Source organism: Polymorphospora rubra (assembly GCF_018324255.1).
GTDB classification, from domain to species: Bacteria; Actinomycetota; Actinomycetes; order Mycobacteriales; family Micromonosporaceae; genus Polymorphospora; species Polymorphospora rubra.
This window is the reverse complement of record NZ_AP023359.1, coordinates 1-25,099: the sequence shown is the minus strand read 5'-3', so window position 1 is coordinate 25,099 and position 25,099 is coordinate 1. Positions and strand designations below refer to the sequence as shown.

Sequence of the window (25,099 nt, the reverse complement as noted above, 5' to 3'; positions counted from 1 at the left end):
GCTCCGGGCCACCTGCGGACCACACGGCCGCTACTACCCGAGCCGAGGCGTGCCACCGATCCTACGGCGAGCCTGCCTCGACGCCACCGTGCTCGCAGGAAGCCACCCGGGGAAGGAGGATGGGCGACATGGCACGACGCGTGATCGGTGGACAAACCGCCCTCGACCGGGCCGGCGTCGCGGCACACACCGGCGCGGCCTACTCCACCGTGAACCACTGGCACCGCCACCGCGCCCGATTCGGCTTCCCCGAAGGCTTCCACCACGACGGCCGCGACTGGTTCTGGCTCGACGACATCGAGACCTTCCACACTGAACACCAGGCAGCGAAACGCGCCGAGTTGACCAAGGTCGACCGCCGCGGAAACCCCGACGACCTCATCGGCTCCGGAACAGCAGCCAAGATCCTCGGCTACCGCTCCTACCGCAACCTGCCCGACACCCTGCTCAACCACCCGGACCGCACCACGAAGCTGCCAGACGGCCGAACCCGCCGCCTGTGGTTCCGGCGTACCGTCTGGGCAGTGGCCGACGCCCGCACCGGCCGCCAGTCCACCGGCCGCACCCCCGGCACCACCGGCGCCCGCAAACCGCACCGGTATGCCGACGACCCCCGACTTCAAGCCGCCATCGCGTTGCTGGGCGAAGCCACGGCCGCAGGCCGGACGAATCACGGCCTCGGGAACGAGTTGGCCCGCCGACTCGACGTCACCCCGCGCACCGCCCAACGGCTTCTGGCCGGGGCACGTGCCCTCGCTGACCACCCAGTGACCACGTACGACGAGGAGCCGGCCGCCTACCGGTATTGAACAAGCTTTTGTCGTGGCTCGGTTCTATCGTTGACCACGTGAGTCTCCAGATCGACACCTCGTCGCCGCTGCTGCTGCCGAGCCAGCTCGTCGAACTCGTCCGGGCGGTTGAAGGCGCCGACGAGCACGACGAGCACCGCTGGATCGAGTGGAAGTCGTCCGGCCTCGACCCGGCCACGGCGGCCGGGCAAGCTCACATCGTCAAGCAGATCATCGGTCTGGCCAACCGTCAGCCCACCGCCGCAGCCCAGTCAGCGGGCGGGTACGGCTACCTCCTCGTCGGCGTCGAACCCGGAGAGATCACCGGTGTAACGACAGTGGACCCTGCAACTCTGATCGGGAAGGTGCGCTCCTGCATCGGCGACGCGGTGCAGTGGAGACCGGAGTACGTCCAGGTTGACGGGAAGACCGTACTCATCGTGATCGTGGACCCGCCGAAACCCGGCGATCCCATCTGCTACACCCGCAAACACATCGACAAGTTCCAAGCCGGGACGATCTATGTCCGGCACGCCGGCCGCACTGACCAAGCCACCCCGAACGACCTCGACATGCTTCAGGCCAGGCTGCTCGAACGCACTCCCAGCCTGCAGATGAGCGTGGCAGCGATACCGGCGACGATCGAGGAGGTCCCCGACATTCGCGGTGCGGTAGACGAGTGGGTGGTGCGGCGTCGACCTGCCTTGGCTGCTGCCCGCTACCGGCCGGCGTCGCGTCGCCCGGGGGCATCCTCCGTTGACACAACGCTCGGCGCGCTGATTCAGACCGTTCAAGACACTCGTACCCAGGAGCAGTACGCCGCAGAGGTTGAGCAGTTCCTTGACGAGACGAGACCCGTACTCGTGGATCGAGGGATCTGGGACCTGTACCGACACGAACCAGCGTCCCTGGTACTGACCGTACGGAACCCGACCGACCTCGGCTATGCCGCCGTACGGCTCGTCGTAAAGGTTCCAGGGAAGGTTATGAGCTATCCCGAAGAACTGGATAACACCCTCGATGGCGATCGTCCCGATCTTCCAACCGCCCCAAGCCCCTCGGCACACCCACGACCCGTAGCCTCTTCCCACAACTCAACAGGTCGTATGACCTCGCATCACGTATGCCCGCGCTCCACCTTCCCGGCCCGGGTCCTTCCTACACCGTGCGGGATACAGAATCGGTCACTATCGAGTACGACGAGTTCGAACTGCGCCCCCACGATGAAATGACCTTGGAACCGGTGCCATTGCTCGTGCATGAAGCCCCGGGCGCCACGTTGACGGCCACGTGGTCCGCGACCGCCGCCCAGGTACGAGGGCGACTCACCGGCGAGTTCATCGTCACGGTAGGCGCCAGCACGCTTCGCCTGGACAACCTCGATGAGGACCTGGAGGAAGACGAGTAACCGGCGAGGCGGCTGTCGCTGTAAGGCTGTCGCGGCGAACGACCCAGAGAACGTGCTGCCGGCTGATCACAGCCGGCAGCACGGAACGACGGTGATGTCACTCGTCGTCGTCGTCGTCGTCGTTGGCGGCGGCGGACGGCGAGGCCGACACCTTGGGGACTTCGAGCAGGTAGTGCAGTGCGCCGTTAATGTCCGTGCCCCGGCTGGTAGCGGTGCGCTGCAGAACGTCATGGACCTCGTCATCGACCTTGATGGTGCGAGTTGTTGGTGTCGGGATGGTCACTGGGTTTTCTCCTGATGCGTATAGCGTTCGTGCCCGTCGCTGGGCATCACGGGCCATTCACCCTGACCTCCACCTGATCATCAAGCCGGGCGGTATCAGCGAACCGGCCGCTGGTAGTGGAGACTTACGAGAGTGGCGACCCATCACCGAACCCGGGCAGGTCAAGGTGCCGACGGCGGTCCTTCGCCACGTTCCTTCTGAGGCTTCTATACCGGCCTGGCGGGGTGGGAGCCGTTGACTGGCTGCTCCTCTTGCCGGATTGCGGCGAGTAGTTCAGACACGCCGCTGTTGCGGATGGAGTGGCCGTTGTGACGTAGCCGTCGTGCGAGGGCGTCCCGACTGACCGTCTGGCCTTCGGGGGTCAGTTGGTCGCGGGCGGTGCGGGCGGCGGGCATCAGGGGTATCAGGTCGGCGGGGAGACCGAGGGCTAGGTCGATGTCGGACTCGTCCGTCGAGTCGGGGACATCGTGCGGTTCGGCATCGGGGTTGTGGCTGCGCACGCCGCCCGATTCGTGGTGGGCGGGCGTGTGCTTACCGTCGATGGATGCGTCTTCGCCACGCGGGCTGTCCAGGGCGGTGTCGGTTGGCTGACGCTGCCGCAGGATCGTCCGATCGGTTGGCGTCGTGGCGCGGTGATCACCGCTCGATCTCGCGGATGTCGGGGTTGCGGACTCGGTTGGGGCGGTGCTGGGCGGTTCCTCAGGTGGTGCTGGTCGCGGTTGCCTTTCGAGTTCGCGGCGCCGGGCGGTTAGTTCCACGAGGGAGACTGAGGCGACGATGATCAGGCCGTCTACCGAGAGGGGCAGGAGGTAGGGCACGGTGCCGGTTTCGCCGTATCGGGCGACTACTCCGACCATGTGGTGGTAGCTGATCCAGGCGGCGATGGCAGCGATGGCTGAGGCGGCGGCGATCCGGATGATGCCGAGGGATCGTCGGTGGACCGGTACGCGGGTGACGAGTTCGACGGTGATGAGCAGGGCCAGGGGCGGCCATGCGGCGATGGATTGGGAGACGGGGTTGGGTTGGGCGTGCAGGATGTTCGCGGTGACCGAGGCGGCGACGCCGAGGGCCAGCGTCGCCCGCACGGCCCACTGCATCCACCGGAGCTGCTTGGCGGTCATGACCGTGTTCCGCTGACCTGGGTGACGGGGCGGAGTTGCCGTTCGGCGATGCGGCGGGTGGCTTGTGATGGTTCGGTGTCGAGGTCGGCGAGGCGTTCCTCCAGGCGTCGTAGGGTGCGACGGACGGCGTCGGGTCGTTGTTGTCGGCCGTGGATGCGCATGATGCGCTGGTACAGCTCCTCGTTGACCGGCTCGAGGTCGGTGGCGCGTTCGAGGACGGCGATGGCCTGGTCGGAGTGGTCGGCTTCGAGGATCTCGGCGATGCGGGCGTAGGCGGTGAGGATCTGGTGGCGGTAGCCGCTGGCGTAGTCGGTGGCCCAGGTGTGGTCGTGGCCTTCGGCGAAGTCACCCGTGTACAGCTCGGCCGCCCGGCGTAGCGCGGCCAGCATCGTCGCCTCGTCGTCGCTGCTGGTGGCCTGGTCGAGGGCGGTGAGCATCTGCCAGAGGTCCACGGTGACGGTCTGCGGGTCGAGCTGGTATCGGCCGGTGGCCGGGTCGTAGACGATGAACATTGGCTCGTCGTGGCCGGTGGCGGTGCGGAGTACCCGCCGGGCGGAGGTGATGTCAGTGCGGACGCGTTTGACGGCGGCGGCCGGGTCGACGGTGGGGTGGAGGTCGGTGGCGAGTTGGTCGAGGGTGCGGCCGGTGGGGTGGGCGGCGAGTAGGGCGAGGGTGGCGTAGGAGCCGCTGCGCATGCCGGTGGCGATCGGTCCGGTGTCGGTGGTGACGGTGGCCGGGCCGAGGACCCGGAGCCGGACCAGGGCGTCTGCGTCGTCGGGCTGGGCCGGTACCGGTTCGGTCGCCTCGGTGGTCACCGAGGCCGGCGAGGTCTCGACGGGCGGGTCGTCGACGTCGGTGCCGGCCTCGGGTCGGGCTAGGGAATCGGTGAGCATGGTAAGGACGGCGGCGAGGTCGTCCGCGCTGAGGGTGGACCACCGGGCCACCGGGTGCGGTTCGTCGCTGGTGACCGTGCCGTCGGCGGTGACCTCGATGGCGGGGATGCCGTCGTGCGGGCCGAGGATGATGGGGTGCAGGTCCAGGGCGGCGCGGTGTGCGGTGACCGCGTTCAGGCGGCTGGCGTGTCGGCTGGTGGCCTCGATGAGGAGCACGTAGGGCGGTTGGGTCTCGGCGTGGTCGTCGCGGGTGTTGAGGTCGGTGATCGTTTCGGCGTTGAAGGTGTCCAGCAGCCGGCGTCGGGTGATCATTTCTTCTTCGGCGTGGGTGATCGCTGCGGCGGTGTCGGCGAGGACGAGGAGGCGTTCGCCGTCGTAGGCGGTGCCGTCGGGGTCCAACCCCACTGCAGGGGCTCCCTGGGGTAGGAGTTGGGCGAGGAGGTTGGCTGTGGTGACGACGACCGGTCGTAGGACGGCGGTTTCGGTGGCGTTGGTGGTCAGGACGGCGGCGAGGGTGGCGCGGGCAGCCGGGATGGCTCCGTCGCCGTGGAGGGCGATGCCGGGTCCGGGCAGGTGGAACAGGCTTACCTCGGCGGCGTCGGTGTCGATGCCGATCGGGGCCGGTGGGGTGGGGCCGGTGGGATGGTGATCCTCGGTGCTAGGGCCTTGGCGGTTGCCGATCGTGTCGATTCGGGTCAGGGGCGGCGGGATTGGGGCGGGGTGCGGCGCGATGCTGGCCGGCGGCGGGAAGGTGAGGCGGGCGCGGCGTCGGTGTTGCAGGCGTAGCAGGGTGGCGACGGCGGCGATGGCGGCGGCCAGGCCGAGGCTGATCCAGCCCTGTGCCGACAGCGCGATTCCCGCCTCGTCGTCTTGCTCGTCCTGGCGCGGTTCGGTGTCCGGGGCGGGTGTTGACGTATCGGCCGGGTCACCTGGTGCGCCCGGTTCGGCAGTGTCCGGTTCCGGGACGGGAGGCTCAGGGGTGCCAGGGGCCGGGGCAGCGGTGGTCGGCGGTGGGACGGCCGGGCCGGGCTCGTTGGCCGGTGGTGCGCTGGTGTCCGGGCTACCCGATCCAGCGGCGTTGGGGCCGGCTGCGGTGTCTCGGGTGGGAAGCGCGAGGATCCAGCCGACGTGGATTTCGTCGGGGTCGGTGAGGGCGTACCCGTTGGCTTGTTCGTGGCCCCGGTTGAGTGTGTAGATCTCCCGCCAGCGGTGCGGGTCGCCGAGGTGCGTCGCGGCGAGGTCCCACAGGTTGTCCCCGGCGACAACCCGGTGTGTCCCGCCCGGTGCGTCACGGACCCAGGAGGGGACGGCACCGCCGTCGCGGTGGGTGGCGGACGGTGCGGTCGTGCTGATGGTCGGGGTGGTGGCGGACATGTCGATGGTCAGCACCGGGCGCGGGCCGTGGTGGGCGGTGGTCGGGGTGTCGGGGCGGGCGGGGGCGACGGTCACCGCCGGGTTGCGGGCGGCGGCATCGGCCACCGCCGTACCCGGGGTGTGGGTGATGGCACGGGCGGCGTCGAACAACACGGCTCCGGCGATCGCGCCGACGAGGGCGGCGGCGACCCAACGGATCGGTCCGCGTCGCCTTGCTGGCGGCCGGGGCGGGCCGCCTCGGGCAGCGAACGCCTCGATGATCTCGATGGTCGTGTCGCGGAGAAACTGCGCCCACAGCACCCAGCCGATCGTGGCGAGAAGCGCGAGGAGCATGTGATCGGACCACGGGCTCGTGACCGCCGTGTACAGATCGTCGGCGCTAGGGATCGCGCTTGGCTGGTGCCAGCCGATCCAGTCCAGTGGCCAGCCGGCGGCGACGATCAGCAGCCACGGCACCCCGGCGGTGAAGCCGGCCAGCGCGGTGAGCGCGAGCACGGCGCGCACGGTCCGGGCGATGACGGCGAAGGCACCAGGCATGCGTGGTCGTCCTCTGCGGGGTAGGCGTGGTCAGGTGTTGGGGCCGGTGACGCCCTGCACGGCGGTCGCGGTCGCGGTCGCGGATACGGCGAGCTGTCGTACGCCGACGATCTGCAGGAGTTGGGTGCGGCTGGTGCGCCGTACCGTCACGGTGACCGTGTTGGTGGTCGCGGTGGCCTCGCCGTCGACGCCGGCTGAGGCCAGCCACGCCCGTGCGGCCGTCGCGGCGCGGTTCGGGTCGAGTTCGGCGACGTCACGGGTGCGGTACTGGTAGAGGTCCAGCTCTTGCGCGCCGGCCCTGGCCGCCGCCTGGGCGATGTCGAGCGCACGAACTTTCTCCGTCAGAGCGAGTCCGGCGTCCAGGACGAGTCCGGCGACGGCGAGCAGGGCGACGGTCATGACGACGGCGAACGCGGTCACCTGGCCGGAGTCGTCTGCGGTTCGTTCGCGGAGCCGCCACCAGCGGCCAGCAACAGGCTGCGTCACGAGGGGCCTCCTCGCCAGACATCGACGGGGGAGGTCGCCGTGGCCTGCACGGTGCGGGAGCCGGGCACGGACAGCAGGGCGAGATCGGACAGCGGAACGGTGCAAGCCACGGTCACGGTGACGGCGCCGCCGGGACGTAGCCCGCCGGTGGCCACGGTGACGGTGACCTGTTGGCAGGTGACGGCGCGGGCGGCGAGGGTTTCCCGGGCGGTGCGGTCGGCTTCGGCGCGGGCGGCGGTGTCGGTGCGGGCGAGTGAGGCGGAGCGGGCCGCGGCGCTGGCGGCGGCGTCGAGGTCCATCTGGGCGGAGACCAGCCTGCCGCACAGCACCACGAACAGCAGAATGGCGACCAGCAGCGGGGTCACCACCGCCGCCTCGGCGGTACTCGACCCCCGGTCACAGCAGGCGGGGACGTGTCGTAGCCGACGAGCGCGGGTGGTTTGTGCTCCGGTGCGGGTCATGGCGTGGCCTCGCTGTCGGGTACGAAGCGTTCGGTGGGGCGTACGGCGATGGCCCGGACTGTCCAGCGCACGCCGGGGACCACGGTCGCGGCGGTGCCGGTGATCTCGGCGCGGACCTCGGTGGCGGTGCGTGTCACGGACACCGACGGGTCCTTGAGCACGCCGTCGCCGATCGCGGTGAGGGTCTGTTCGCCCGCATCCCGCCCGGCGGCTGCGCTGGACTGGTAGCCGGCGGCGGCGTTGGCCGCCCGGGTGGCGGCGCTCTGTGCGACGTGGGTGGCGTGCATCCACAGGCCGGCCTGGATGACGAGCATGACGAGGAGCAGTAGCAGAGGCATGGCGACGGCCAGTTCGGCGGTGGCGGCGCCCGCGTCGGGGCGGGCGGCGGCGCGGCGCCAGCGGGCGCGGAGCCGCCGGGCCGCGCCGAGCGCCGGGGAGGGCGGGCGCTCGGCGCGGTGTTTACCTGCGGTGGTTGGCATGGTTCAGCCGAGGTCGATGCTGTCGGCCTTGCCGGCGACCTTGGCCGCGATGATGCCGACGACCACGAGCGCGAGGGTTACCAGTAGGGCGGTGACGAGGGCGGTCTCGGTGGAGTAGCCGGCGTCCTTGGCGTCGCGTATCTCCTGCCAGCGTTCTCGCAGTTTGGCGGCCAGATAGGTGAGGAGGGCAGGCATGGTGTGTTCCTCCGATGTGTTGTGTCCGGTGCGGACTGCGAGTTTTCGGGTTCGTGGCTGGTTCGGATTGGGTGGACGGGAGGGCCCCTACAGGCCGCCGAGGACGGCGGCCATCGCGGGATAGCCGAGGAAGATCAGGAAGCCGGCGAACAGGGCGACGATGGGCAGGGCCATGCGTTCGGTGGCGGCGTTGGCCTCGCCTTCGGCGTCGGTGAGTTGTCGGGCGCGTAGCGCGACCGCGCGGGAGCGCAGTGACGCGCGAACCTTGGCCCCTTCGGTTCCGGCCAGTCCTACGGTGGCGGCGAGTTGCTGCAATTCGGCGACCGCGACTCGGCGGCCGAGGGTGGCGAGGATGTTCCACGGCGGTACCCGGGCCAGCCGTGCCTCGGTCAGCGCGTACCGCAGTTCGGTGTAGGCGGGGCCGGAGCCGACCTTGGCGGCGTCGTCGAGGGCCTGGTCGAGGCCGGCCCCGGAGGCGAGGCTGATGACGACCAGGTCGAGGAAGGACGACAGGGCGTCGCGGAACGCGGCTCGATGCTTGGCGGCTTCCGTGCGTATCGATAACTCCGGTGCCAGGAAGCCGGCCATTCCTAGCAGTAGCGAGGCGGCGGCGGGCACGGTCACGCCAGTGGTGATGTTGGCCAAGCCGAGCAGCGTAGCGGCGATGGGTGGCAGCAGGAGTCCGGCCACCGCTGCGGTTGCCTGCTCGGCGAGGTGCACGTCCGCCGGCTTGTCGATGGTGGCGAGGTCGCGGCGGGTGCTTGCCAGCGGAAGACCTGCTCGGCGTAGCCACCGCGCGGCCGGGCGGCCCCACCGTCCGGTCCATCCCGGAGAGTGTTTTTCGGCGGCGTCTGCTGTGCGGTCGGGTCCGTACGGGGTGTCGAGGGTCTTGTGCAGCTGGGGTGGGTGGGGGACCAGCCCACCAGCACGAGCCACAGGCCCAGTCCGGTGCCGAGTCCGGCCAGCAGTACCAGTCCGGTCATGTCGTCACCGCCTCGGTATCGGCCGGGGCGGTGACGTCGGCCAGGACGCGGGCGGTGTCGCGGTCGCGCATGAGCCGGCCGAGCCAGGCGAACGCGGCGGCGAAGCAGCCGCCGGCGGCCAGGAGGGCGAGCTGACCGGCCGCCGTGTCGAACGGGGTCAGGTAGCCGCGGTTGAGTACGGCGAGGAGTCCGGCCATGGCCACGGTGGCGCCGACGATGACGCGTGCGGAGGTGCGGTTGCGTTTACGGGCGGCGGCGATGCGTTGCCGGGAGGCGACTTTCGCTCGCGCGGACGCGGATAGTTCGCCCAGCACGTCGCCGAGTTGCCCGGCGTTGCCGCGGGCGGCCGTCACCAGGCCGGCGACGACGAGGTCGGCGGTCGGGTCGGCCAGCTCGGTGGCGAGCGCGCGCAGCGCATCCGGCGCCCGCCAACTGCGGTGCAGGCGCACAGCCAGCCGGGTGACCTCTTCGCGGATCGGCTCCGGGGCTTCGATGGCGCTGGCGGTGATCGCCTGTTCCAGCCCGGCCGCGCCGGACAGGTTGTCCCGTAGCGCCTCGGTCCAGGTGGCGATGGCCTCGATCCGGGCGATCCGGCGGGCGTGGTCACGGTCCGGGCCGATGATCTGCGGCAGCATCCACGCCCCGGCCGCTGACAGGGCCGCCGCGACCGGCCAGCGGGTCACCACACCGACGGCCACGCCCATGGCCAGGCACAGCGCCAGCCGACGCCGGTCGACGGGCCGCCGGGCCGGGACGAGCCTCGACAGGCACGACGCGCCGGGGGAGCCGCCGGGCTCGTTGTCCCATCGGGACAGGCTCCACACGACCATCAGCAGCCCGGACGCGGTTCCGGCTCCCAGCAGGGCAGCCAGCGGCACCGTCAACGCCATCACCTCCAGCCCTCACCGGGCGCGGTGCGGGCTTCATCGATCAGTTCCGGATCGAAGCCCCCTTTCGTCAGCGCTGACAGCAGCCCGACCGAGGGCGGTGCACCGGGGACGGCGCGGCCGTCGCGGGCTGGACGGAAGATCTCGTTGCTGGACACGGCCAGCCCGTCCGCGCCGACCACCTCCCGCACCGAGGTCAGCACCCGGCCGCTGCCGTGGTCGGTGAACCCCAGGTGCACCACCAGATGCACCGCCTCGGCGACGAGAAGGTTGGTGGTGGCCGGGTCGAGGCGCTGCGGCGCCTGCGCGGCGTAGAGCACAAGTTTGTTGAACGTCCCCGCACTCGATGAGGCGTGGATGGTGCCGAGCGAGCCGTCGTTGCCCTGCGACATGGCGTTGAGCATCGGGATGACTTCGTGCCCGCGGATCTCTCCAACGATGACCCGGTCCGGCGACATCCGCAGCCCGGAGCGGAACAGCATGCTCATGTCGATGACGCCTTCGCCTTCGACGTTGGCTTCCCGTGACTGCAACGGCACGACGTCGGGGTGGATCGCCTTGTCGGCGTCGAGCGCCAGCTCGTAGGTGTCCTCGATCGTCACGAGCCGCTCGTGCGGTGGGATCGCCGACGCGAGGGCACGCAGCAGGGTGGTCTTGCCCGCGCCGGTGCGCCCGGCGATGAGCACGTTCAGCCTCGCCCGCACCGCGGCGGCCAGCAGCTCCCGCAATACCAGGTTGACGGTGCCGAGTTGCTCGAGATCGGCCAGGGTGACCTTCACGTAGCCGTGCCGGCGGATCGACAGCGCCGGCCGGCGGGTCACCGACATGATCGCGTGCAGGCGGGAACCATCGGCGAGCTGCAGGTTCAACACCGGCGCGGCGCGATCCCAGCGGCGCTCCTCCGCGCCCTCGCCGCCGCTCTCGGCCCGGCCGGCGTCGGCGGCCAGACGACGGATCAGTTCCACCATCTCCGCGTCGGAGTCGGCGATCGGCCCGACCTGGGCGCGGTGACCGTCGGTGTAGCGGACGAAGACCTGGTCACAGCCGTTGGCGTTGACCTCCTCGACCCGCTCATCGGCGAGCAGCGGTTGCAGCCCGCCGGCGCCGAGCAGCATGTCCGCCACCGCCCGGCCCACCCGCGATTCGACATCCGGGCGCAGCGGCGGCCGACCGGCGTTCATCTCCGCCGTCGCGTAGGCGTCGAGGGCCTCGGTGATCAGCCGGCGGGTCGCCGCCGCGCGTTCGTCGGCGGGCATCGGTGAACCGGCCACCGCCTCATGTGCCCGGGTCGCCCGTGTCAGTCGCTCGGCGACGTCCCGGCGGATACGCCGCGCCACCGTTACCTCGCCGCCTTCGCTGGCAGGAGCGTCCGGCTGGAACGGGCTGGTCATGATGCCGCCTCCGTGGATGCGTCGATCGGCTGCGGGGCGACCGTCGGCAGGTGCGGGGCGAGGTCGGCCCACAGGCGTGTGTAGGCGGCCATCAGAGGCAGCCGCCGCCACCGCCGGCCGGCAACCAGTTCCCCGCCGAGCACCGCCGCCGCCCGACGATCGTCTGGCAGCGGACCGAGCACGCCCACCGCCTGCGGGTCGCGGGCCAACTCCTGCCCAATATGGGTCGCCAGGACATCCGCGACGTCCACCGCTGAGTACGCGCCACCCGCCCCCAACAGGACAACCAACTGACCCGCGCCCGCATCAACCAGGTCGCCCAGGTTCTCCCGCACGTGAGCTACCTCGTCGGCGTTCGCCCGAGCCAGGACCAGCACCACGTCCGCGCGCCGCAGCAGTGGCCACACCGGCGAGCCCGGCCCCAACCGGCCGCAATCCGCCACCACCAACCGATCAGGGGCGGTCAGCACCGTCCGGCCGCTGCCGGTCAGCTCCGGCAACGCGGCCCGGGTCTGCGCCCCACCCGCCGGGGCGACCACCACCGGCACCGTCACCTCGGCCAACGCAAGCGGCTGCGACAAGTCGGCGAACACATCTCCAGCGCCCACCGCGCCCCGCGCGGCAGCGGCCAGGTCCACCACACTCGGCACCGGCGTCAACCTGTGCCGGCGCATCAGGTCCCCACCCGCCGGATCGCACTCCACCACCACCGGCCGCGCCCACTGCGGTGCCACCGCGGCCAACCCGAGCGCCGTCGTCGTCGCGCCCGGACGACCCTTTACGTACGTCACCGCCAACAGGGGCATGTCAGTCCTCCGGCGAGGTCTGCATCAGCACCACACCGCCGGACGGAGCCGCCGCCAACAGCGGCGCGTCAGCGGCGGCCAGCAGCAGCGTGACGACGGTCGAGCCCTGGCCGTCACCGGCGAGGTCCACGCCCAGCACCACGGCCGACAACCGGGCCGGAGCCGTCGCCGCAGAGCTGGCGTCCGGAGGCGGCTGGCCGCCGTCCCGTACGGCAGAGACGTAGACGGCCACCCGTGCCCCGGCCGCGAGCCCCCGGGGATACTGGCCCGGCTTCGCCGCCACCGAGGCGGTCACCTGCCCACCCGGCGGGAACGCGGCGTCCCCGAGCACCTCCGGCGTCAGCAGCGTGCCGGCCACCAACGGCACCACCGCAGTCCGGCCGACCACCCCTGCGGCTTGTCCGGCCGCAACGAGCCGCACCCCGGGCTCGCGGGCGGCGGAGACCTGCTTGAGGTCGGCAGCTGTGATCGCCTGCCCAGCCGCCACCGGTCGCGCCACCGCAAGTACCTGAACACGGTCACCGAGTTGCGTCGCGCCGTAGGCATACGCGAGGACGCACACGATGACCAGCAGGCTGCCGAGCGCGACGAACGGCAGCCGGCGACGCCGCCGAGTCGCCCGCCACGGCCCCCGCCCCGCACGGGCGGCAGCCGCCGTTGGACGATCTTCCAGACCTGATTTTGGGCGCGCGGAATCCAACGCCATGACGTGTCCCCCTTCGGATACGGGCGGGCGAACGACTGGTTGCCGGCCTAGCTCGTGACCGTTTGCGACTCCTGAACCCGGGCCTGCACCTGCCCCGTGGTGGTCAAACCCGGAACCGTGCCGGACTGCCCAGCCCCGGCCCAGGTCACCTCCCACGTGACAGTGACCGTCACGACGTAGCGCCCGCCCGGCGTGGCGGCCGACGACCGCCGGTAGACATGCCCGCAATCAGGCGACGCGTTCGCAGGATCTGTGCCCGAGGTCCACGGTGTTCCCGGCCCGGTACATGTCACCGTGACTCCGTCGCCCATTGACCAGGACGCCTTCACCGGCCGCGCTGTCGCCGTCACCGAGACGCCCGGAACCGAAGCCGTCGCCGACCGTGGCTGCCATGACCCCCGGTCGAGTGCCAGCCAGGCCGGCAGATGGACGAGCTGATCACCTGGCGGGTTCAATCGGATGACCACGCTCGGCAGGTCGAGGCGTGCCCGCGCCTGCCGCGCGAGAACCTGCGCAGACACCACCGGCGCCTCGCCCGCGACCCACACCACACTGCCGAACGCGCGATCGTCGCCGTAGCAGACCCGCATGTACCAACCGCCCTTACCCGCAGGCTGGCCCCCGAGCGCCGCGACCGTTGACGGCGACGGGTCGGCCGGCGCGTAGTAGCAGCCATCCGCCCCGGCCCACGCCCCCTCCCGCTCGCACGGGATCTCCTCACCGGAGGGTTTGCGGCACGTGCCGTCCCCGCCCCGGTCGCCGCCATTGCCGCCACCGCTCGGTCCACCCGGCACACCCGGAGCACCCGCCTCGACGTCGCAGACCGGTCGCGGGTCGTCCCGACTGCACTGCACGCCGCCGGTCGCGCCACCAGCAAGCGCCGGCACCGTCAGAAAGACGCCACCCACAAGCCCAGCGACGGCAGCAATGATCAGACAACGTCGCCGGCCTAGCATGTTCCCGACTCCTCCAGGACGAACGAGCTGACCCTCCACACGCCGTCAGTGGCCTTGACGGTCGCGGTGGTGCGATGCCTACCGCCCGGTTCGTCGTCCCACAGGCCACCCGAAGCCTTGTACTCAAGCCAGTTGGTCGAATCGACGCAGTCCAGCACCGTCGCCTCGGTAGGTGCGCCCGACGGCGTGATCTCGATGACCTCGGGACTGAGCACCACGGCACCCTGGGCAACCTTGCCCTGCTCACGATTGGTGTACAGCGAACTGACCACGAGCCTCAGCGCCTGGTCGGAGGCATACCTACGCAAGCCAGCGGCATCCGGATCGGAAACCTTGCCCGCCTCCACGAACGCATCCCACATGCCCCTGTACGCGGCGAGGACACCCTTTTCGGCGACGGTATCCGGACCGAGACCCGGCGTCGAAGACACCGATGCCGACGACATGGCTGACGGTGCCGTCGGGTCGTCGCGGCTGCATCCGGTCCCGATCAGGGCGACCACCAGCGATACGGCGAGCAGGGACGGCGCTGACACACGTACCCGCATCCACTGGGATGTGGTGCCTGGTGCAGAAGTCACGGATCCACTCCTTCGCTGCTGGCGCACGGCTACCAGCGGTACGCCGGCGCGGCGGGATCGTTGAGCAGCATCCCGGTGTGGGTGTAGAAGTTCATCGCCGAGAAGAGCGCCATCACGGCGCCGGCGAGGGTCCAGGACCAGTACAGGGCCAGCCACGCTCTCTGCCCGCCGCCGCGCACGGCGACCGGGAACACGAAGCAGCCCACGGCCACCGCCGCGTACATCAGGGCGAAGAAGCTGTTCTCGATCCACGGGTGGCCGTTGAGTAGACCGGTGATCGGCTCTTCTTTTGGGGCGCCGCCGATCGCCTCGAACCGCACGATCGCGGCGGTACACCACGCCATGATCAGACCGAGACCCGCCACGACCCAGCTGACCGGGCCCAGTGCGGCCCGCACTCGGGTCAGGTCGAGCCGGTCGTCGTTACCGGGTCGGCCGAGGTACCAGGCCGCCGCCAGCAGCAGCACCCCCAGGACGAACGATGGCGCACCGAACAGCATGTCCACATGCGGCCGCGCCGGGGCCAGGGGATGGGTCAGCGTCATCGCCCCGGCCAGGATGGTGATGAGTACACCGAGCACGCCGAGGGTCACCGTCCAGCCGTCCCGCGCACCCAGCGGCGGCGGGGGTGCGGTGGTGGTGTGGCGGGCCAGTCGGGGCAGGGTGCGGCCGGTTGCCAGGCCGAGGGCCCGGGGTACCAGCAGCAGTGCGATGCCGGCACAGACGCCGAGCAGCGTGTTGTACATGATCGGTCTCAAGGGGATGCTCCTCGCGGTGAAAGGCGTTTGAGGGCGTGCGGGGTCACGGCCACGGCGGAATGGCCGTGCCCGGAAGGCGTGGGTCAGGTGTCCTAGGTGGTCAGAGGGTCTGAGGTGGTGGACTGCCGGCAGGTGTTGGGGCCGAGCTGGCCGGCCCGGCCGGTGGTGCGGGCGAGCAGTTCACTGGTGGCCCAGACCTGCTGGACCGGGTTCGGGCACAGCAGCAGGCTTTCCTCGACCGAGATCGCGTGCTGCACCTCGGCGGACAGGGTGTGCCCGCGATGGGTTGCCTCCGCGGAGTTGCCGTTGGCGCGGACCAGGTCGCGGCCGGCGAGGAAGGTGACGATCTGGGCCACCTGGTCGACCGGCAGGCCGAGGCGGCCGGCGGTGGAGTCGACGGTGGCGGTGTCGTATTCGCAGATGTGGCGCAGTACCTCGTGTTCGGCGAAGGTGAGCCCGTGCGGTTCGAGGACACGCCGCATGTGGGCCACGAGTGTGTTGGCTGCGCGCCATACGTCGGCGGTGAACTCGGAGACGACCTCGGGGTCCGGGCGGCGGCAGCGGTCACGGTGCTGCACGGTGCCTCGGTTCGGACACGGGGAGGAGAACAGCATCGTCACCGATGCGAGGTCGTCGGTGGGGCGTGGGTGACGCGGCAGGGAACGGCGGCGGTACGGCAGGGACAGGTCGGTGGCCGTGGTTCGACCATCAGGGACTGGGAGCATGATCGGCCCTCACGTCGAGTGGTTCGGGGGCGGATGGGGAGGTGCGCGGGGGTGGCGGTGCCAGCCACCCCCGCGCACCTGCGAGGCCCGTACGCGCCGGGGAGGGCCGCGTTCCCCCTCTGTCCGCGGCAACGGCGCGCCGGGCGGTGCAAGGTTCCGGGCCGACCTGTTGGCCCTAACTGGGGCTCTCGTTACCGGTCGGCGGTGCGGCATCCACGGCCTTCACCCATCTAGCGGCAGCACTCACAGCAGCGCGGCGGGCTGGCCATGTAAGCTTCAGTTTCGTGGACGGGTTTGAGCTAAGCACTCGCCCACGGTGATGTCAACACCAGTTTCCCATTCGGCCTTTGATGTAGTCTTCAGTTTCGGAGGAGGGTTGGGATGGAGAACGCCGAGAACCCGAACCGGTCGTCGCTCGCCCAGCGACTGGAAGAACTGTTCGACACGGTCCGGCCAGCAGGCCGCGACGAGCCATACACGATGCAGGAAGTCGTCGACGGACTGCGGGAACGCGGCACCGACATGTCCCGGGCCTACCTCGGGCAACTACGCGCCGGGAAGAAGACCAACCCGACCCTGCACCACCTTCAGGCCCTCGCCGACTGGTTCGAGGTGCCGCTCGCCTACTTCTTCGACGACGAGAAGGGGCGCGAGACACGGGCAGAGCTCCAGCGACTGCGGCAGCTACGCGAACTGCGGGACCTGCTCGACAACCCCGGAGCCACGATGCTCGCCGTCAACGCCCGCGCCCTGGACCCCGAAGGACTACTCGAGGTCAACGAGTTCGTCCACCGCATCCTGCGCTCCCGACGAACCCACGAACAACCCTGAACGCGAGCAGCACTCGACAACCGGCCACTACTTACCGGTACGCTGGCACCCCGTACCGTCACTGATCATCCGCGACACGACGCCGAGCAGGAAAGGTGCCGGTGACACGATGATTAACCACCGGCGGCTGCGTGACATCCTGCCCGTCCCGATCCCCGCCCCGTTCGACGCCAGCCGGTTCGTCGCCGACCTTGCGGCAGCCCGCGGCCGGCGCATCGTCGTCCACCCGATGACGCTACCCACCACCGGAGCCTTGTGCGGCCTGTCCGTAGCCGAGGGCAACACCGACCACATCCTCGTCGCCGCCGACACACCCACCCTGCACCACCACCACGTACTGCTCCACGAACTGGCGCACATCCTCCTCGACCACCGCAGCCACATCCCCACCACCGCCAGTCTCGCCCTGGCCCCGGAACTGGTCGAGCGCGTCCTGGGACGCACCCCCCGCGACAGCTACACCGACACGCAGGAGCGCGAGGCCGAAGACCTGGCGACCACCATCGCCGTACACGCCGCCACCCGCACCGGCCGGACCGGACGGGCCGGTGCCATGCTGCGCTGGTCCACCCACAACGGCCTCTTCCGCGCCATGCACCCCCTCTGGCACGCCCTGCACGAAATCCAGCCCGGCATCGCCCTCGAACCGCCGACCGACCCCACAGTCGACGCGCCGCTGCCGACCCGGGGCAGCCTGCGTGCCCTCTACCGACGCGTCATCGAGATCCAGGACGGTGCCCGGCTCGCCGCCCGCTACCTCGACGAGACCGTCACCGCCGACGTCGACCGCCTCGTCCGACACGCCGGCCTACCCACACAGCAGGCCACCGCCACCTCGTTGGGCGGCAGCCTGGCCATCGCGCTGCGGCTACGCCGCGAAGATCCGCACCGCAAACCGACCGCGCGGCAAAGCCCGGCCGGCATGCCGGCACCCGACGACGACGTACTCAGCTGCGCCCGCGTGCTCGCCCTCGCCTCACAGGCGTTCCACCGATGGCCGCTGATCGGGTCACCCACGGCCCACGCATGACCAACCCCTCGCCCGAAAGGACCACGGCGTGTCTACGACGCAGCAGTGGACGACAGGAATTGACCTGAGCAAAGCCTCACCGGCCCGCATGTATGACTACTTCCTCGGCGGCAACCACAACTTCGACATCGACCGCGCCGCAGCCCAACAGGTCCTCGCCGCGAACCCGCTGACCCCAGCGATGTGTCGCGCCAACCGCGCCGCGCTGGGCCGCATGGTCGGCTACCTCGTCGACCAGGGAATCCGGCAGTTCCTCGACATCGGATCCGGCATCCCCACCAGCGGCGCTGTTCACGAGATCGCCCAAGCACTCAACCCCGACACCCGCGTGCTGTACGTCGACATCGAACAAGTCGCCATCCTGCACTCGATGCAACTGCTCGCCGACAACGACCTCGCCGACGCCGTCGTCGGCGACCTGGCCGACCCCGACAGCCTCCTGGCACAGATCACCGGCACCGACCTCGCCGCGATCGTGGATCTCGACCAGCCCGTCGGTGTCCTGCTCATGTCCGTCGCACATTTCTTGCCCGACGACACCGCCTACCCGGCCGTCGCCCGCCTGCGCGACGCACTGCCCACCGGCAGCTACCTCGCCCTGACCCACGTCACCGCCGACACCGTCGATGCGACCACCGCCGACACCGTCGTCTCCGTCTACCGGCAGCAGGCCACCCGGTCGCTCACCCCACGCAGCAAAGACGAAGTCGCGCAGTTCTTTGATGATCTTACGATGATCGACCCCGGACTCGTCTGGACCCCGGACTGGCGCCCCGACCCCGCCTACCCGGACGACTTCACCGCCGAGCCACACCGCAGCGCCGGCTACGCCGGCCTCGCCCGCAAAGACTGACCACCGATCGCCGGAGTCGACGCCGGTAACCCGCTCACGGCGCGACCGCCTCACCGACCAGCGCCGGCACCTCGACCTCCGGCAGCGGCTCCGCGACACCCCGGCCATCAGACAACAGGTCGATCACCGCCCGGCTCGGCATCGGATCGGCGAACAGCGAGCCCTGCCCGTACCGGCAACCCAAACCAGCCAGCACCCGGCGCTGCTCGACCGTCGCCACGCCCTCCGCCACCACCGCCAAACCAAGATCCCGACCGAGTTCGATCGCCGCACCGACCACCACCGCAGCCGCCCGGCTCGAATCCATCCGGGCCACCTGGCTCCTGTGGATCCGGATCTCATCAATCGGCAGACGGGAAACCACCGACAACGACGACGAGGGACCCGCGCCGAAGTCGTCCAACGCCACCCGCACACCGGCCGCACGAAGAGCGGTCACCGTACGGTCCACCGCCTCCAACCCGCTCACCGGAACCGTCTCACTCAGCTCCAGCACTACCCGGCCTGGATCGGCTCGCCGGGTCTGGATCAGCGCATGAACCGTCCGGGCGAACCCCTCATCCAAGAGGCATCGGGGCGAGATGTTCACCGACACGAGCAAATCCAGACCCGCCTCGGTCCACTCCCGCTGAGCATCCAACGCCTGCCGCAACACGTACTGCGTGAACGCGGCCAGGTGATCGCTCTGCTCGACCAGATTCAGCCACGCCGCCGGCGCCAGCAGGCCATGAACCGGATGCTCCCACCGCGCCAGCGCCTCACAGCCAACCACCCGCCCGCTCACCAGGTCCACAATCGGCTGGAACCGCAGCACGAACGCGCCAGCCGACAGCCCGGCTCCAATCTCGTTCGCAAGATCCAGCCGACGCGGTGGACCGCCATCCTCCGGCGGCGTGTGCACCACGACTGGAACCTGACTGGCCTTCGCCCGGTACATCGCCGCGTCCGCATCATCCACCAGCGCCTGGATGTTTACACGCCCGGCAGCTGTGGCCACACCACCGCTGGCCCGTACGTCGATCTCCATACCGGCGACCGAGATAAGCCCGTTAATCTCGGTGAGGATCTGCGCCGCGATCGCAGGGTGGCGGTTCCCCCGACCAGCAAGCACCACGGCGAACTCGTCACCGCCTAGCCGAGCCGGAAACCCACCCACACGTGCTGACGCCGTTGCGAGGCGCTCCGCGACACCAACCAACAGATGGTCGCCTACGGTGTGCCCTAGAGTGTCGTTGATCTTCTTGAAGCCATTCAGATCTAGAAGCAGAAGTCCTGGCCCGTCCGAGCGCCGTACCGCCTCCTCGAGTTCGCGCATCAGACCGACCCGGTTCGGCAAACCGGTGAGTGGGTCGGTACGCGCGGCTTGTGCGTGACTCTCCGCCACTACGGCAAGGTCGGCGTGCAGGATCGCGTTGTTGACCGCGCGGGACAGCGACGCGGCAAACGACCGCAGAGCGGCCTGCTCCCGATCGCTCAACTGATCACGGCTACCGGAGAGATAGACACGTAGAATCCCAATAGGTCCATCGCTGAATGACTCGAGTGCACAGGAAACGAAAGCGCTGCCGCTCAGGTGCACGTCAGGTGCTTCCTCAGATACCACGCCTTGGTCCATGCGTACCAAACGTTCCTGCCCAGCGGTCCATAGCTCCACCTCTACCCGACCAGCGCCGAACAGTGCGGCCACTGACCGGACAGCCAGGTTTAGTAGAGCGTTAAGGTCACTGAGGGTGTTCAGAGAGCCGGTTGCCTCAGAAAGAGTGGTCCACATCTGCCGCTCGGCCCGCAACCGCAGACGATGACTGCCGACCTGCCATACGCTCAGGATTGCGAATGGGAACATCAAGATCAGCGACGGCTGAACGCTAATCGCCGCTATGGTCAGGGCAGCAAGAACAAGCTCGACAGCCCGACCGAGCATGCGCAGGTCAAAGTCGCGCCAGAAGATCTGTCGCCACGGCGCCCCAGTTGCCAGTGCGACCGACACCGGGGTTGTAAGCTCCTCAACCGCTGCGACCGCCACACCAGCCGCGGCCACTACCAGAAGTAGTCCAATCCATGTCCCACCGGGCGATGCCGCAACCTCGAAGGCGGGGATACACCCATTGCGGCCACGAGCGCACCAGCGCCTGCCGCTGCAACGATCTGCAGCGATGTGTTGTGTAGCGCCTTGTGGAGTCTTCCGCCGCTTGGGTACTTCGTTACCGCCTTGACCAGAGCAACGCCGAGGCCAGTGCAGAGAATCAGCCAGGCGGGCGGCAAGAGGACTGACAACACCATGATCGCAGCCGGGGTGAACGTAATCCGTTCCTGCGTTCGAACCCGGATGGGCACAGCGCAGCCGTTGGCAATCGCTACCAGAGCGACCGCCGCGAGGAGAACCAAGTCCTGCCGGCCGCCGGACTTCAGGTTGGTTACTGACCACCCTACGGCGATCGAGGCGCAAAACATGACGAGACCGGTCAGCGCCCACAGTCGCCGGCGCCGTCCGGTCTCGATCGTCATGATCATCACCCCGTAGACGTCAACCCTGACGGGTGACGTGCCGTCATCGTACCGGCTCGGTCAGTGAGTGTGATCCTGAAGTAAGGGCTTGGCTCTATCCCCACTCCCAGCCGCGATTACGCACCGTAAGTACCCCCTTCCTTTACGTCCTATCCGTGACGATAGGGGAGGGGGTTCACTTTTCGCGTATCTAAATAGGTGTTGCTGCTGATAACGCCGAAATGGCCAGTGGCATCTTGGCCTCTCCGCCGACGTGCGGCACGCTTACCCATTTACTCTGCGTCAAGCGAGAGGTGTCCGCGTCCCCCGGTTGGTCTACTAGTCGGCCACAACTAGCCATGCTGAACGCGGCGCCGGGGTCGATCGGAGCCTCAAGGCTTGGGCCGACTCGACTCGATGCGGCAGGTGAACGAGTAGCATCACGCCGCCCGCACGAGCGCTTGAGGTGCCCGGCCATCTGATGCGGTGGCGGCGTCGGCTTCACGAAGTCGGCAGGGATGGCCAACGCACCGTGAGTACGACTGAGTCCGCCTCCGCATGCCAGGTGTGCTCAATCCCTGGTCCCCAAATGGCGTAGTCGCCCTGACGCTCAAGCGAAATCATGCCAACCGATAGCTCAACGCGGAACTTCCCGTTGACTAAAAACACTAGCGTTGTCCGTTTCTCGCCAGATGTCCACTCCGACCGCCTTTCGCCTGCGAAGTGTGTAGCCCACTTCACTTCAACATCTGCGGTGGACCGGATGTCCTCCGGGGGGTCAATAAAATGCCCCAGGAGCCACCCGCGCTGCTTAAAGGTGTCCTCGGCAGCGTTGCCGACGTGCCATCCGTTTTCCACTATATCCCCAACTTGATTCTTGGTAGGTCGATGGCGTGTTCGTTGCCGACTGCCTCGAGTCGTCTAAGTCCTTCCAGGAATGCGAATAGGCCTTCGTTGCTCCAGTTTGGGTCTTGAGCCAGGTTGATGAGGGCCTGGCGATCAAGGCTAGAGTATCGACGCAATCCATCAGACTCCCAGTTAGCTTCGATGTAGCCGCCAAATTCGCCCCACCAGGCCTCATCCTCGATCAGCACTAACGTGGAGATCTCAAAATTGCCGCTCACGAGATTGAAGCCAAAGCCAGTAGCTTCCATCCTCCATGCGGACGGTTCATCCGTACGATCCATTAGCCATCGCATAGGGGGGGATAGTCGAGTCAGGTGTAATGGGTCGGCCTGTCTGGCATGAATGGCCGTAGAATCTACCTCGGGCCGACCAAACAGCTCTTCTTCTAGTTCTCGATATAGAGTCGAGGAGATCTGCGCGTCTTCGCTATACTCGCGTAACGGCTCATGGAATGACTTCGGGATGACCGCCAGTCGTCCGGCGGCATTCAGTACCCGTCCGGACCGCTCCTGAATCAGGAAGACGTAGTCGCCCTGTTGTCGGCCTCGGGATGGGGGGCGGGCTGCCGCGAACAGTGCCAAGACTCCACCGCAGCACAGTCTGGCGCCGGCATTTACTACCGAGGCCATGTCGGGAAGATAGCGGTCGCGTAGAGGAGTCATGCCGGGTTGCGCCGACCGCCTTAGGGCTAGCGTGTCGAGTAGTTCTCTTTCAAGTAGGTCCATAGTCAATGCATAGTCGAGAAACTCTGTTAGGGCGATATTGGCGACCAGGTTTGTGGGGGAGATGCTGATATCGAGGAGGCGGTAGAGGGCTGTGTTAATTACCTTGGTTCCTGCGGCTGCAGCCTCTGCGATTCGGGTGGTGGCGGCTTCGATACATATCTCGTCGGTGAATGACTGAGGTTTGCTGGTGCCCCACTGGAGTTGCAGATTGTCGCGGCCGACTCCTAGGGGCAATGCCAGATCAGTCCAGTCTGACCGTGTCAGGACACTCGTCGATATGCTGGCCGACTCGACCTTTGCTGAATAGGGCTTGAAAGTACCATCTGTGGTCTTGTAGTAGGAAGTCAGTGCGTCGGCTATCTCTCGCTGACTTACGCGACTTCGGCGATAAGCGCCATCTTCGATCTGGTCTAGGTTGAGTTGCGCAAGATGCTCTAAGATTCTCTGGCGGGTAAGTCCGACTCGGGAGCCCGTGCGCTCGTCAAGCCATAATGCCGCCTGGTCTGCGACTGTGAATGCCGTGGCTTGACCCTCGTCTCGGTGTTCCGTCGATGGGTGATGTAGGAAGGAAGAGTCTGCGAGGGTTGTGTCGGGGGTTTCCTCTATCCGCGCAGGTGGGGCAGGTGGCCAAGGCTGGCGAAGCTTCTCGAAGGAGTAGCCATACTTGCTCTCTAGGGTGCGCCTAGTACTCGGGTGTACCTCGATCTCGGTTCCGACACGCGTTAGGCGGCTTAGGTGGCGCGGGCTCATTTTGAGATCCCTGGCTGCCTCCTCGATTGTCTGCTGATGACGCGTTCGGATTAGGTGGCCGAGGAGGTTGCGTCGCGGGGTTTCTTGGGTCTTAGGTTCTGAGGTAGGGGTTGTTGTCTTCGGCTCAGGTCCATCAGGGTGCAGACCGAGGGCCGTGCGACCTTGAGAGGGGATCTGGAAGCCTGCCGCGATCCGTTGGATGACGTCTAGGGATCTTGGTCGGTGTTTGCCGGCCATGATCTTGCTGACGGTCGCCTGGGTTAGACCGCAAGCCCTGCCGATCGTGGTCTGGGAGGCATGGGCGTGACGGGCAACAAGTCGGAACAGGCGTTGAAAGTCCTGATCGCCGAGGGCATCGGCAGCCTCGGTGGTTAACCAGAGATGGTCAGGCACCTGGAGCGGCTCAGAGGGTCGGGCGTTCACGGCAGCTCTCCCTGGTTGGGAACGTGCACACTGATCATTTTATATCAGGTGTGTATAGCGGTCTTCGAGCCAACGTCAGCGTGGCAAGCGTCGGATCGTCTGCGTGAGCGGCCAACGCGGGTCCTCTGTTAGATGCGCGAACATGCGGTGGCGCTGTCGTCGTAATCGATGAGTTCGCTGGTAGGCGCACGTCTGGCGGCTGTGGCGACACCTGCTGAAGGGTGGCTCGGCCAGGTCTGGCAAGCACCATTACTGGTTCGTCGCTCTGTGGCGTTTGAGTTTGTCGCTGAAAAGCGCGATGAATGGCAATCATAGGTCCTAGACATATATCGGCGACTGCCAGCAAAGTAATCGCTGCTGGGTCGGAATCTGCGGCCGGGCCACGCGCGACGAAAGTCCTCGCTCTGCCAGGTTCACGTTCAACACAGATGAGGAGCCGATTATGAATGCGCTTGGGGGCATAGGTGGGCTTCCCGGCGGCTCCGGTGCGGATTACCCGAGCGCGGCTCGGGTTTATGACGTCCTGCTCGGTGGGTCGGCGAACTTCGAGGTTGATCGTGAGATGGCGGGTCGGATGTTGGCGGCGGAGCCGCAGGCTAATCGGTTCGCGCGTGCGAATCGGAGTTTTCTGCGTCGGGCGGTGCAGGGGTTGCTGGACGAGGGCATCGACCAGTTCATTGATCTTGGCTCCGGTCTGCCAACGGTGGGCAACGTGCACGAGATCGTGCATGCCACGAACCCCGACGGTCGGGTGGTGTATGTCGACGTGGATCCGGTCGCCGTCGGGTACAGCCGCTACCTGCTGGCTGGCGTGGACGGGGCGGCGGTGGTCCAGGCCGACATCCGCGACGTGGGATCGATCCTCGAGGCTCCCGAGATTCGGCGGCTGATCGACTTCTCTCGGCCCGTCGGGGTCCTAGCGGTGGCGGTGCTGCACTTCGTCGAGGACGCCCCGGCGGCGATTCTCGACCGGTTCCGAGTGGCTACGGCGCCGGGCAGCTATTTGGTGGTCTCGCATCTGACGACTCCTGCCCAGATGTCGCGGGAGACGGTCGGGGTGGTGCAGCGGTATCGGGAGTCGACCGGGTCGCCGTTGACCTTCCGTACCCACGACCAGGTGGTCGACCTGTTCGCCGGATGGGACCTGCTGCCGCCCGGGGTGGTGCCGGTGGACGAGTGGTGGCCGGATCCGGCGGATCTTGAGGAGTCGGCAGATCTGGGGCCGGTGCCGATCTGGGCGGGAATGGGACGGCTGATGCCGTCTGCGCGTGCCTGACAG

25 protein-coding genes and 1 pseudogene are annotated in these 25,099 nt (G+C 68.3%); 7 read left to right on the top strand and 19 right to left on the bottom strand.

Going from position 1 to position 25,099, the window contains the following annotated elements; genetic code table 11:
- Positions 1 to 119: 119 nt before the first annotated feature.
- Genes Prubr_RS00130 through Prubr_RS00120 form a run of 3 tightly spaced genes read left to right on the top strand, consistent with a single transcriptional unit; the run spans position 120 to position 2,196 of the window.
- Complete coding sequence (locus Prubr_RS00130) at positions 120 to 809, top strand: hypothetical protein (RefSeq protein ID WP_212820388.1); 690 nt, start codon at positions 120 to 122, stop codon at positions 807 to 809.
- A gap of 38 nt (positions 810 to 847) precedes the next feature.
- Positions 848 to 2,020 (top strand): AlbA family DNA-binding domain-containing protein, encoded by a 1,173-nt coding sequence (locus Prubr_RS00125; protein ID WP_212820386.1) that lies wholly within the window; start codon positions 848 to 850, stop codon positions 2,018 to 2,020.
- Positions 2,021 to 2,031: 11 nt separating this feature from the next.
- Positions 2,032 to 2,196, top strand: coding sequence for a hypothetical protein (locus tag Prubr_RS00120; protein ID WP_212820384.1), 165 nt, complete (start codon positions 2,032 to 2,034; stop codon positions 2,194 to 2,196).
- Between the two features lie 97 nt (positions 2,197 to 2,293).
- On the opposite strand, the gene Prubr_RS00115 is transcribed toward Prubr_RS00120, so the two are convergent.
- From Prubr_RS00115 to Prubr_RS00040, 16 genes and pseudogenes are all read right to left on the bottom strand, one after another.
- Complete coding sequence (locus Prubr_RS00115) at positions 2,294 to 2,479, bottom strand: hypothetical protein (protein WP_212820382.1); 186 nt, start codon at positions 2,477 to 2,479, stop codon at positions 2,294 to 2,296.
- Between the two features lie 206 nt (positions 2,480 to 2,685).
- On the bottom strand, positions 2,686 to 3,600 hold the full coding sequence (locus tag Prubr_RS00110) for a DUF2637 domain-containing protein (protein ID WP_212820380.1): 915 nt from the start codon (positions 3,598 to 3,600) through the stop codon (positions 2,686 to 2,688).
- On the bottom strand, positions 3,597 to 6,404 hold the full coding sequence (locus tag Prubr_RS00105; protein ID WP_212820378.1) for an AfsR/SARP family transcriptional regulator: 2,808 nt from the start codon (positions 6,402 to 6,404) through the stop codon (positions 3,597 to 3,599). The genes Prubr_RS00110 and Prubr_RS00105 overlap by 4 nt, the downstream gene beginning before the upstream one ends.
- A gap of 30 nt (positions 6,405 to 6,434) precedes the next feature.
- Positions 6,435 to 6,890 (bottom strand): pilus assembly protein TadG-related protein, encoded by a 456-nt coding sequence (locus Prubr_RS00100; protein WP_425517971.1) that lies wholly within the window; start codon positions 6,888 to 6,890, stop codon positions 6,435 to 6,437.
- Positions 6,887 to 7,351 (bottom strand): TadE/TadG family type IV pilus assembly protein, encoded by a 465-nt coding sequence (locus Prubr_RS00095; RefSeq protein ID WP_212820376.1) that lies wholly within the window; start codon positions 7,349 to 7,351, stop codon positions 6,887 to 6,889. The genes Prubr_RS00100 and Prubr_RS00095 overlap by 4 nt, the downstream gene beginning before the upstream one ends.
- On the bottom strand, positions 7,348 to 7,830 hold the full coding sequence (locus tag Prubr_RS00090) for a TadE/TadG family type IV pilus assembly protein (protein ID WP_212820374.1): 483 nt from the start codon (positions 7,828 to 7,830) through the stop codon (positions 7,348 to 7,350). Before Prubr_RS00090 ends, Prubr_RS00095 begins: the two co-directional genes overlap by 4 nt.
- A gap of 3 nt (positions 7,831 to 7,833) precedes the next feature.
- Positions 7,834 to 8,025 carry a hypothetical protein gene (locus Prubr_RS00085; protein ID WP_212820372.1) on the bottom strand — a complete coding sequence of 64 codons (192 nt, stop codon included), beginning with the start codon at positions 8,023 to 8,025 and terminating at the stop codon, positions 7,834 to 7,836.
- Positions 8,026 to 8,112: 87 nt separating this feature from the next.
- Positions 8,113 to 9,008: pseudogene (locus Prubr_RS00080) on the bottom strand (type II secretion system F family protein).
- Entirely contained in the window at positions 9,005 to 9,907 is a 903-nt protein-coding gene (locus tag Prubr_RS00075) for a type II secretion system F family protein (RefSeq protein ID WP_212827269.1), read from the bottom strand. Before Prubr_RS00075 ends, Prubr_RS00080 begins: the two are co-directional and overlap by 4 nt.
- Positions 9,898 to 11,286, bottom strand: a complete 1,389-nt coding sequence (locus Prubr_RS00070) for a TadA family conjugal transfer-associated ATPase (protein WP_212820371.1) — start codon at positions 11,284 to 11,286, stop codon at positions 9,898 to 9,900. The genes Prubr_RS00075 and Prubr_RS00070 overlap by 10 nt, the downstream gene beginning before the upstream one ends.
- Complete coding sequence (locus Prubr_RS00065; RefSeq protein ID WP_212820369.1) at positions 11,283 to 12,092, bottom strand: hypothetical protein; 810 nt, start codon at positions 12,090 to 12,092, stop codon at positions 11,283 to 11,285. The genes Prubr_RS00070 and Prubr_RS00065 overlap by 4 nt, the downstream gene beginning before the upstream one ends.
- 1 nt (position 12,093) lies before the next feature.
- Positions 12,094 to 12,690, bottom strand: coding sequence for an SAF domain-containing protein (locus Prubr_RS00060; protein ID WP_212827267.1), 597 nt, complete (start codon positions 12,688 to 12,690; stop codon positions 12,094 to 12,096).
- 155 nt (positions 12,691 to 12,845) lie between these two features.
- Positions 12,846 to 13,754: a hypothetical protein gene (locus Prubr_RS00055; RefSeq protein ID WP_212820367.1), complete on the bottom strand. Its 909-nt coding sequence runs from the start codon at positions 13,752 to 13,754 to the stop codon at positions 12,846 to 12,848.
- The gene (locus tag Prubr_RS00050) at positions 13,748 to 14,302 is read right to left on the bottom strand and encodes a hypothetical protein (protein WP_246568166.1); all 555 of its coding nucleotides are present in this window, start codon (positions 14,300 to 14,302) and stop codon (positions 13,748 to 13,750) included. The genes Prubr_RS00055 and Prubr_RS00050 overlap by 7 nt, the downstream gene beginning before the upstream one ends.
- Positions 14,303 to 14,364: 62 nt before the next feature.
- Entirely contained in the window at positions 14,365 to 15,093 is a 729-nt protein-coding gene (locus Prubr_RS00045) for a DUF981 family protein (RefSeq protein ID WP_212820365.1), read from the bottom strand.
- Positions 15,094 to 15,185: 92 nt separating this feature from the next.
- Positions 15,186 to 15,671, bottom strand: a complete 486-nt coding sequence (locus Prubr_RS00040) for a phenylalanine--tRNA ligase subunit alpha (RefSeq protein WP_212820363.1) — start codon at positions 15,669 to 15,671, stop codon at positions 15,186 to 15,188.
- A 528-nt stretch (positions 15,672 to 16,199) separates the two neighbouring features.
- Here Prubr_RS00040 and Prubr_RS00035 point away from each other — a divergent pair.
- From Prubr_RS00035 to Prubr_RS00025, 3 genes are all read left to right on the top strand, one after another.
- Positions 16,200 to 16,649 carry an XRE family transcriptional regulator gene (locus Prubr_RS00035; protein WP_212820361.1) on the top strand — a complete coding sequence of 150 codons (450 nt, stop codon included), beginning with the start codon at positions 16,200 to 16,202 and terminating at the stop codon, positions 16,647 to 16,649.
- A gap of 109 nt (positions 16,650 to 16,758) precedes the next feature.
- Positions 16,759 to 17,679, top strand: a complete 921-nt coding sequence (locus tag Prubr_RS00030; RefSeq protein ID WP_212820359.1) for a DUF6545 domain-containing protein — start codon at positions 16,759 to 16,761, stop codon at positions 17,677 to 17,679.
- A 28-nt stretch (positions 17,680 to 17,707) separates the two neighbouring features.
- Positions 17,708 to 18,532 (top strand): SAM-dependent methyltransferase, encoded by an 825-nt coding sequence (locus Prubr_RS00025; RefSeq protein ID WP_212820357.1) that lies wholly within the window; start codon positions 17,708 to 17,710, stop codon positions 18,530 to 18,532.
- Positions 18,533 to 18,566: 34 nt separating this feature from the next.
- Here Prubr_RS00025 and Prubr_RS00020 read toward each other — a convergent pair whose 3' ends face one another.
- The 3 genes from Prubr_RS00020 to Prubr_RS00010 form a co-directional block, all read right to left on the bottom strand.
- Positions 18,567 to 20,519 carry a putative bifunctional diguanylate cyclase/phosphodiesterase gene (locus Prubr_RS00020; protein WP_212820355.1) on the bottom strand — a complete coding sequence of 651 codons (1,953 nt, stop codon included), beginning with the start codon at positions 20,517 to 20,519 and terminating at the stop codon, positions 18,567 to 18,569.
- 50 nt (positions 20,520 to 20,569) lie between these two features.
- Complete coding sequence (locus tag Prubr_RS00015) at positions 20,570 to 21,037, bottom strand: hypothetical protein (protein WP_212820353.1); 468 nt, start codon at positions 21,035 to 21,037, stop codon at positions 20,570 to 20,572.
- Between the two features lie 836 nt (positions 21,038 to 21,873).
- The gene (locus tag Prubr_RS00010) at positions 21,874 to 23,820 is read right to left on the bottom strand and encodes a helix-turn-helix domain-containing protein (protein WP_212820351.1); all 1,947 of its coding nucleotides are present in this window, start codon (positions 23,818 to 23,820) and stop codon (positions 21,874 to 21,876) included.
- Positions 23,821 to 24,262: 442 nt separating this feature from the next.
- On the opposite strand from Prubr_RS00010, the gene Prubr_RS00005 reads away from it, so the two are divergent.
- Positions 24,263 to 25,096, top strand: coding sequence for an SAM-dependent methyltransferase (locus tag Prubr_RS00005; RefSeq protein WP_212820349.1), 834 nt, complete (start codon positions 24,263 to 24,265; stop codon positions 25,094 to 25,096).
- Positions 25,097 to 25,099: the final 3 nt, after the last annotated feature.